Source organism: Streptomyces sp. McG3, from assembly GCF_018619185.1.
Classification (GTDB): Bacteria; Actinomycetota; Actinomycetes; order Streptomycetales; family Streptomycetaceae; genus Streptomyces.
Genome location: NZ_JAAXYC010000414.1, coordinates 1 through 5,747 on the forward strand (window position 1 = coordinate 1; position 5,747 = coordinate 5,747).

General features: G+C 68.4%; 5 protein-coding genes, 1 tRNA gene and 1 pseudogene. 1 reads left to right on the forward strand and 6 read right to left on the reverse strand.

Annotated features, from left to right (window positions below; all coding sequences use genetic code 11):
• Positions 1-297: 297 nt before the first annotated feature.
• Complete coding sequence (locus HET64_RS35750) at positions 298-1,413, reverse strand: DUF4037 domain-containing protein (RefSeq protein ID WP_215111405.1); 1,116 nt, start codon at positions 1,411-1,413, stop codon at positions 298-300.
• 490 nt (positions 1,414-1,903) lie between these two features.
• On the opposite strand from HET64_RS35750, the pseudogene HET64_RS39940 reads away from it, so the two are divergent.
• Positions 1,904-2,306, forward strand: a pseudogene (locus tag HET64_RS39940) (hypothetical protein); the annotation flags it as partial.
• On the opposite strand, the gene HET64_RS35755 reads toward HET64_RS39940, so the two are convergent.
• The 5 genes from HET64_RS35755 to HET64_RS35775 form a co-directional block, all read right to left on the reverse strand.
• Complete coding sequence (locus HET64_RS35755; RefSeq protein WP_308370425.1) at positions 2,233-3,171, reverse strand: restriction endonuclease; 939 nt, start codon at positions 3,169-3,171, stop codon at positions 2,233-2,235. The pseudogene HET64_RS39940 and the gene HET64_RS35755 sit on opposite strands and share 74 nt — an antisense overlap.
• A 507-nt stretch (positions 3,172-3,678) precedes the next feature.
• The gene (locus tag HET64_RS35760; RefSeq protein ID WP_215111406.1) at positions 3,679-4,104 is read right to left on the reverse strand and encodes a PIN domain-containing protein; all 426 of its coding nucleotides are present in this window, start codon (positions 4,102-4,104) and stop codon (positions 3,679-3,681) included.
• Complete coding sequence (locus HET64_RS35765) at positions 4,101-4,379, reverse strand: ribbon-helix-helix domain-containing protein (protein ID WP_215111407.1); 279 nt, start codon at positions 4,377-4,379, stop codon at positions 4,101-4,103. Before HET64_RS35765 ends, HET64_RS35760 begins: the two co-directional genes overlap by 4 nt.
• Before the next feature lie 67 nt (positions 4,380-4,446).
• Entirely contained in the window at positions 4,447-5,352 is a 906-nt protein-coding gene (locus HET64_RS35770) for a phosphorothioated DNA-binding restriction endonuclease (protein WP_215111408.1), read from the reverse strand.
• 221 nt (positions 5,353-5,573) lie between these two features.
• A tRNA-Ser gene (locus tag HET64_RS35775) sits at positions 5,574-5,661 on the reverse strand.
• Positions 5,662-5,747: the final 86 nt, after the last annotated feature.

Here is a 5,747-nt window from a genome sequence, read left to right on the forward strand (position 1 = left end):
GTCCCCGCCCCGGCCCCCGTGACACCGCCGGTGCCTCTCCCGTCCTCGTACACCGCGGCGTCGTCCACCGCACCACCACCGCCGCGGCCGGCGCCGATGCCAACGGCACACCCGACCGCACCCCGGCAGAAGCAGGCACGGCCGGCGCCCACGAGGCAGGGCGGGGACTCCCCGCAACAAGGATTCCTCTACCAGAACTGGTTCGTGGGCACCGTCGCCGGGATCGTAGGAGCGGCCGTCATCGGCCTCCTCCTGTTGATCCTTCTCAACTGACCGCCGGCCGGTGGCGCGGGCCCGTCAGCGACCGAGCGCGCCGACCACGGCCCGCACGGCCTCCTGCCGCCCGAGGAAGTCCGTGCTGTCGGCCCACTGGTCCACGCTCCCGGTCAGCGGCAGGGCCCGCAGCTCCGGGTCGGTGATGCTCCGGGCCAGGGCTTGGGCGAAGCGCTCGGCGTGCAGCACCTGGAAGGGGCGGCCGTGGTACGGCCGCCGCCCGGGGTCCACCGCCTCCGCCAGGCCCGAGCGGTTCTGCAGCTCGGCCACGGTCTCGTACGCGTCGCAGAGGTGCCGTTCGCGCGCCGGGTGGTCCGTGGCCGTGACGGCCCCCCGCAGGGCCGGCAGCAGCTCGTCGGCCCCGGGCAGCCGGGCGAAGGCGCTCCCCAGCCACTTGCTGTACGGCGCGTACTCCCGCGCGAGAAGCAGACACAGCCGCATCAGGTCGCGCACGAGCCGCCCCGCGACCACGGCGGACCCCAACTCGTCCCCCACCTCGGCGCAGCGGCCGACGAACGCCTCCTCCTGGGAGATCCGCTGCCACTGGCAGGCCAGCAGATAGCGCCACACCTCGTCCGGGTACCAGGCCAGCTCCCGCCGCACCCGGGTCAGCGTGCCGGCGCCGTCGTGGAACACCTCGCCGCCCGTGGTCTCCGCCAGCTTCTGCTGCGGCATGGCCAGCCAGTCGCGGACCGCCGGCGCCGGGGGCTCCCCGCCCGGGCCGGGCCGGAGGCCGAGCCGATCGTGCAGCCACCCGCCGACGTCGGCGACGAGGACGCGGTGGTGGACCGGGCCGTCCGTCAGCTCCATGTGCCCGACCGGGTCCGCCGGATCGGCGTGCCGGAAGTGCGTCGGCCAGCCGCGCACCTGCTTGGGCAGCCGCTCGGCGAGCAGGCGGTGCAGCCGCTCCCCGTGCGCGGCGGCATCGGCCGGTGCCAGGAACAGGTCCAACTGCGGGCCCCAGTCGTGATCCGCCGACCGGGCGGTGTCGAAGCCGAGCACCTCGGAGCCGGAGCCGATCCGGGCGGCGGCGTACCGCAGACCGGGGTACTCCGCGTCGAGGACCGGCCGCACGGCCTCCTCGTAGAGAACCCGGGACAGCTCGAGTCCGGGCAGGAACACACGATCGTCCAACGCCATACGGTCACTCTGCGGGTCGCAAACGGGGCCGGCCACCCGTTTTCCCGCCGCCGCCGTTTCAGAACTTCTCCCCTTTCACGCCCTCGGCCAACTCGTAGCACCTGAAGGTGTCCGTTGGTGACGAGGCGGTCGAAGCCGTCCCCGATGGTCGGCTTGGCACTGCTCACGGGCTGGACCAGGAGGCGCAGCCGCCAGCAGGGGTGCTCTGGTGGCACCAGCCGTCGATCGCGCCAGCGACTTCCGCCTCGCGCAGGATGGGCAGGACGTGCGTGGTGAAGGTGGGGTAGGTATTCGGCAAAGTCGGTGAAGTGGAGGTACGTCTGCCACCAGTCGGTGGTTGTCGCGTGGCGGGCCAGGACTTCCTGGCCGGCGTGGTCGTGGACCGCGACCGCGTGGGAGAGGACCGCGGGGTTCCTCCGGTACTGGCGTGCTGTGTCGGCGAGCGGCGAGCCGGTCAGGATGGCCAAGACCGCGTGCTGCGTCAGACTCGGCGTGCCACACGGCAGCGACCGCTCTGCCGATCCTTGGCGTCCCGGACACGGTCGTTGACGCGATCATGGGCAGTGAGCCCGGCAAGTCCGCCCGGACTGCGCCGCCGCTACCAGCACCTCACCAACCGGGTGCTCACGGACACCGCCGACAAGATCGGCGGCCTGCTGTGGCCGCTGCCGAAGGAGCCGCCTGCCAGTATGTATCGGTGGCAGCCAAAGACATCGAGTGCGAGGGGGGAAGCCCCACGGCCTCCCCCCCCTCGCGTGGGTTTCAGGTCACCCACTGACGCAGCCATCTGCTCGGCGTCGTCGATATCTCGTGCGCTGGCTACTCGCTCAGAATCAGTGACGCAGGGAAGTAGCAGCTTCCGGTGTCGTTGGCATGTCTCTTCTTACGGCTGAGAAGTTCGTCGAGCGTGATGTGGCCATCCAGCACTACGAAGAGGTCCACTCCCTCCATCGTGATGAAGCAGGTGCCGTCGGCGTAGCGCTCCCTGGCCCCCTTGGTAAAGCCATGGACGCTGATGTACAGCCCGAGCGTGTTCGTGGTCTTGTGCCGCACCTTCTCGACGAAGCTACCGAGGTAGTGGACCTCGACTGGTTCCTTGAGCCACTTCGCTTCTACGACATAGACGTCAGTGTCGTATGTGATGGATCCATCGATCTGCTCGTAGGGCAGGTTGTAGGACAGTCTTGGGTCCAGGTCGAACAGGCGGAACAGCCGGTTGAGGAAGGGCTCGAACTCGCGTCCAGCCTTCTGGCGGTTGGGTTCTGCCTCAAGGCGCAGGAACTCGCTCTTCAGCTCGCTCAGCCGCTCGGAGAAGCTGCGTCGGCTGTCCGTGACCGCTTGGTGAGCCGCGAGGTCGTTGGCGAACTTGGCATCGTCAGCGATCAGGCCGCGGTGGCGGTCGATGCACTTTTTCAGCTCGAAAACGGCTTCCCGCGCCTCGGCTATGAGTGAGTCGGCGTCCGATAGTCGCCGCAGCTTGGGGAAGCTGGTCATCTCTGAGACTTCAACCATGAGCCGTAGAGCAAGCTCGGTATAGCGCGTCTCATCTGCATGGAGACGATCTACGAAGTCCTCGGCCGTTTGCCACTTGTACCCGGAGAAGTTGATCCCGGCAACCAGCTCCGGGTGGCCCTTAGCCCACCGGCGGATGAAGCCCTCCAGGTCGTTCTTGTACCAGAAGATGTGCTTGAGGGCGGCCCCCAGCGCACCGTACGCAGCCGGACTGATTGGCTTCATGGACACGGGCTCGACTGCCACCTTCCACCCCTATGGCCCTGATGTGCTTGATGATCCGTCATATCGGTCAGATGATGCTACTCGGCGCCGCACTGTCTCGTGGGGTGACTGAGCGCCGCACATCCGTGGAGCGGTCGGACAGATGGCACCAGAGTTCACGGGTGGTGCCTCTCGGCTCTACATGGGGCGTAGCAGGTGATGGCACGCGGGGATCGTCTTCGTAGTGCGTGCAGCGGGCGTCGGATCGGCGGGAACCGTGACGACTGCAACCCAAACAGCAACCACCAACGTCGAAGGGCCCCGCAGCGAGCTGCGGGGCCCTTCGACGTATTGCCCGGTGAGAGCAATGGCGGAGGATACGAGATTCGAACTCGTGAGGGGTTGCCCCCAACACGCTTTCCACATGTTCGTCCGGGGGTTCGGAGAGGGACGGGGTTGTTCTGACCTGGGATGGAGCCGGGCGTCGGACGGATGGTGAACAGCACTGGACGGGGGCGAACGAGACCAGAACTGAGACCGGAGCGCGGGTCATACCTTCTTGACGACGATCGACTCCGGAACCAGCCTCTCCAGGTCGTCCACATCCGAGGTGAAGACGGTGACCTGCCCCTTCTGCCGGCGCGCGATGACGGCGAGCATCGCGTCGATCGCGTACTTGTGGCCGTGAAGCTTGGCATCCGCCAGCAGGCGGCGGGCCTGGCGGGCCTCGTCCTTTCCGATGTCAGCGACTTCGAGCCGGGAGAGTACCCAGTCCCAGCGCTGCTCGGTGGTTCTGCCGTCGTACGCCTCGATCAGTGTCATCGGAGACGTGACCACCTCGGCTTCACCCCGGGCCGCGAGGTCGAGCCAGGCGATCATCTTCCGGTCGCCGCGTACGGCCAGGGACAGGGCTTCGCAGTCGAGTACGAAGACGCGCAGCGGCCGTTGCCCGGGTTCACCGGATCGCTTCCTCACGCGGCTTCTCCGGCACCGTGCGTTCCGGTGGCGCGCCGGCGCTCGTGCTCGGCGTCAAGGCCCTCCAACTCGTCGAACGCTGTGGTGCGCTCTTCGTCGGTGAGGGGACCGTGCTCCTCCTGCAGCCAGTCCGACAGCTCCCGCAGTCGGTCCCGGTCGCGCTTGAAGCGCAGCGCCTCGGCGACGTACGCCGACATCCCCCGTTCTGCCGCCTCCGCACGGATTTCGTCCAGGAGATCCTCGGGAATCGTCACCGTTACCTTCTTCGTCGCCATATAAGCGACCATACTCTGGGTATCACGCTCCTTACCAGTGCAATTCTCGTGACCGCCAGGTCGGCGGTCAGGCGGTCGTGGCGGGACGTGGGCTGCCGTGGAAGACCTGGCCGGTGTGCCAGGAACGGTGGGCGGCGGCGACGGGTCGGATGCCCGGCTGGGGGCCGATGACCGGCCGGCCGGCGAGCGTGATGACGTGCTCGCGAGCGGCGGTGCTGCGGCCGACGAAGCTCTGTGAGACCAGGATGCGGTGGCCCTCGCCATGGCCCTCGCCGAGACCGAGGACGCCTTTGTCGAACAGCTTGTGGTGCAGCGAGCACAGACACAGCCCGTTCTCGACGTCGTCCGGTCCGTCGAACGCCCACCAGCGCACATGGGCGGCCTCGAGCCCGACCGGCATCGCGCCGATCCTGCCGTCGTACCCGCAGAAGGCGCACTGGTACTCGTACGCCGTCAAGACCACCTCCCGCATCCGCCGGTCCCGCTGCCTGCGCGTGGCCGAGAACAGTCCGGTCTCGGCCTCCTCCAGGCCGAGGCCGACGGCTTCGCACAGCTCGCCGTGGAGGGAGGGCGGGAAGTTCAGGTCGAGCAGCACCCGTGCCATCCGGCCGAGAAGGGACGGCTCCCGCCGCAGCGCCGCCCGTAGCTCCGGCGTCAGCCGCCCAGCGGCGCCGGTTGCGCGCAGTTCCCTGACGCCGGTCCCGGGGCTGCCCGGCCCGCGGTCGGTGCACACCTCCCACACGCCGTCACTCACCAGATGATGGAACGGGTAGGCGGGTGTCGTCCGGTTACCGGGACCGTATTCGGCGAGCAGTCCCCGCAGGTCCTCCTCCACGGCGCTGTACCGCAGTTCGTCGTCGGCGTCCCGCTGGAATCGGCTGAGCGCGTACAGGAACAGCAACGGCTTGTGCGGAGCCCGCGTCCCGCTCCTCGTCCACTGCCTCAACTGCGCGGTGCGCTCGACCCAGTCCATGGTCGGCGATCGTAGTGGCGGCACGTCGCAGCGCTTGGTCGTGGGGTATCGCCGCAGTGGCCGGCCGAACACCGAGTCACGGCGCGGGGCCCGGCTACCCGGGCATGACGCTGTGGATGCGGGAGAGGGTGAAGACCCGTTCGTCGTCGTGCAGACGGCCAACGTCGAAGGCCCCCGCAGCAAGCTGCGGGGGCCTTCGACGTATTGCCCGGTGAGAGCAATGGCGGAGGATACGAGATTCGAACTCGTGAGGGGTTGCCCCCAACACGCTTTCCAAGCGTGCGCCCTAGGCCACTAGGCGAATCCTCCGCCGCAAACAATACAAGACGTTGGAGGGTGCTCGCGAACACGTTCGCCGAAGATCGTCCGGAGAGGGGTCGCGGGGTGGTTCGGCG

Excerpts from the sequence above, each read along its gene's own strand:
- HET64_RS35765 (WP_215111407.1), bottom strand. The coding sequence starts at position 4,379 with ATGGCGACGAAGAAGGTAACGGTGACGATTCCCGAGGATCTCCTGGAC.
- HET64_RS35750 (WP_215111405.1), bottom strand. The coding sequence starts at position 1,413 with ATGGCGTTGGACGATCGTGTGTTCCTGCCCGGACTCGAGCTGTCCCGG.
- HET64_RS35770 (WP_215111408.1), bottom strand. The coding sequence starts at position 5,352 with ATGGACTGGGTCGAGCGCACCGCGCAGTTGAGGCAGTGGACGAGGAGC.